This is a genomic window from Corynebacterium sp. 239_CJEI, from assembly GCF_001055995.1.
Lineage (GTDB): Bacteria > Actinomycetota > Actinomycetes > Mycobacteriales > Mycobacteriaceae > Corynebacterium > Corynebacterium jeikeium_D.
Genome location: NZ_JVOW01000004.1, coordinates 1 through 2,676, shown reverse-complemented (window position 1 = coordinate 2,676; position 2,676 = coordinate 1). Strand labels below are relative to the sequence as shown.

Annotated in this window: 2 rRNA genes; both read right to left on the bottom strand. The window is 54.6% G+C overall.

Going from position 1 to position 2,676, the window contains the following annotated elements:
* Positions 1-744 (bottom strand): 23S ribosomal RNA (locus tag ADB08_RS00855); the annotation flags it as partial.
* A gap of 380 nt (positions 745-1,124) precedes the next feature.
* Positions 1,125-2,647: ribosomal RNA gene (locus ADB08_RS00850) — 16S ribosomal RNA — on the bottom strand.
* Between the last annotated feature and the right edge of the window lie 29 nt (positions 2,648-2,676).

Below are 2,676 nucleotides of genomic sequence, written 5' to 3'. Positions count from 1 at the left end.
AACACACTAGTTAGTATTCGCTTTCGCTACGACTACCCCACCAAACGGGTTAACCTCGCGACATGCCGCTGACTCGCAGGCTCATTCTTCAAAAGGCACGCCATCACCCCACAAAAAGGGCTCTGACGGATTGTAAGCACATGGTTTCAGGTACTATTTCACTCCCCTCCCGGGGTACTTTTCACCATTCCCTCACGGTACTAATCCGCTATCGGTCATAAGCAGGTATTTAGGCTTACCGGGTGGTCCCGGCAGATTCACAGCAGATTCCACGAGCCCGCTGCTACTCGGGCAACACACCAATTGCACGCACGGGTGTTTCACGTACCGGACTCTCACCGTCTACGGCAGGACATTCCAATCCACTTCCGCTACACCCACACAACACAACGCAGGGCTAGCAGACCCTGCAAAGTGCATCCCCACAACCCCACGCACGCAAACCCTGCCAGGTATCACACGCACGCGGTTTAGCCTCATCCACGTTCGTTCGCCACTACTAACGGAATCACAATTGTTTTCTACTCCTACGGGTACTGAGATGTTTCACTTCCCCGCGTAACCACCAATTAGACTATGAATTCATCTAACGGCGACCGCCCACAACGACGGCCAGGTTTCCCCATTCGGACACCCTCGGATCAACGCTCAGTTGGCAGCTCCCCGAGGCCTATCGCAGCCTCTCACGTCCTTCATCGGCCTACTATGCCAAGGCATCCACCATGCGCCCTTACAACACAACACACAAACAAATAACTAAGAACAATCACAAACAGAAAAACTGCTTGACAAAATCGAACTTACAGAAAAACAAGATGCTCGCGTCCACTATCCAGTTCTCACACAACACCCACACACCACACACAAACCACCACAACAGCAGCCTGCCCGCAGCACGCAGCAACCTGTAAACAGGAACAACAACATGTGTCATCCCAGACACCCAACAGCGCACCAACAACCAACCAACACAAAAAAGGAAAGCACAAACGTTTAAAGTCATCACACGCACGCGCAGACCACCACTTCAGTGATCTAACCAGTAGGTGTTCCACCCAAAAACAAAAAATAGCCACACGCCACCAACACGATGACACATGACATAAGAAAAATAATCTCCTTAGAAAGGAGGTGATCCAGCCGCACCTTCCGGTACGGCTACCTTGTTACGACTTCGTCCCAATCGCCAATCCCACCTTCGACAGCTCCCCCACAAAATGTGTTAGGCCACTGGCTTCGGGTGTTACCGACTTTCATGACGTGACGGGCGGTGTGTACAAGGCCCGGGAACGTATTCACCGCAGCGTTGCTGATCTGCGATTACTAGCGACTCCGACTTCACGGGGTCGAGTTGCAGACCCCGATCCGAACTGAGACCGGCTTTGCGGGATTAGCTCGCCCTCACGGACTGGCAACCCACTGTACCGACCATTGTAGCATGTGTGAAGCCCTGGACATAAGGGGCATGATGATTTGACGTCATCCCCACCTTCCTCCGAGTTAACCCCGGCAGTTTCTTACGAGTCCCCACCACAACGTGCTGGCAACATAAGACAAGGGTTGCGCTCGTTGCGGGACTTAACCCAACATCTCACGACACGAGCTGACGACAACCATGCACCACCTGTATACAAGCCACAAGGGAAACACCATCTCTGGCGCGATCCTGTATATGTCAAGCCCAGGTAAGGTTCTTCGCGTTGCATCGAATTAATCCACATGCTCCGCCGCTTGTGCGGGCCCCCGTCAATTCCTTTGAGTTTTAGCCTTGCGGCCGTACTCCCCAGGCGGGGCGCTTAATGCGTTAGCTACGGCACGGATCCCGTGGAAGGAAACCCACACCTAGCGCCCACCGTTTACGGCATGGACTACCAGGGTATCTAATCCTGTTCGCTCCCCATGCTTTCGCTCCTCAGCGTCAGTTACTGCCCAGAGACCCGCCTTCGCCACCGGTGTTCCTCCTGATATCTGCGCATTTCACCGCTACACCAGGAATTCCAGTCTCCCCTACAGTACTCAAGTTATGCCCGTATCGCCTGCACGCCCGGAGTTAAGCCCCGGAATTTCACAGACGACGCGACAAACCACCTACGAGCTCTTTACGCCCAGTAATTCCGGACAACGCTCGCACCCTACGTATTACCGCGGCTGCTGGCACGTAGTTAGCCGGTGCTTCTTCTCCATCTACCGTCAGAAACCCTTCGTCGATGGTGAAAGGAGTTTACAACCCGAAGGCCGTCATCCCCCACGCGGCGTCGCTGCATCAGGCTTCCGCCCATTGTGCAATATTCCCCACTGCTGCCTCCCGTAGGAGTCTGGGCCGTGTCTCAGTCCCAATGTGGCCGTCCACCCTCTCAGGCCGGCTACCCGTCGCCGCCTTGGTAGGCCATTACCCCACCAACAAGCTGATAGGCCGCGGGCCCATCCCACACCGAAAAAACTTTCCACCACACCCTCACGGTGCGGTCCTATCCGGTATTAGACCCAGTTTCCCAGGCTTATCCCGAAGTGCAGGGCAGGTCACCCACGTGTTACTCACCCGTTCGCCACTCGTGTACCCCAGCAAGCTGGAGCCTTACCGTTCGACTTGCATGTGTTAAGCACGCCGCCAGCGTTCGTCCTGAGCCAGGATCAAACCCTCCATCAAAAACCCTTCAAATCAGAAGAATCAAAAAA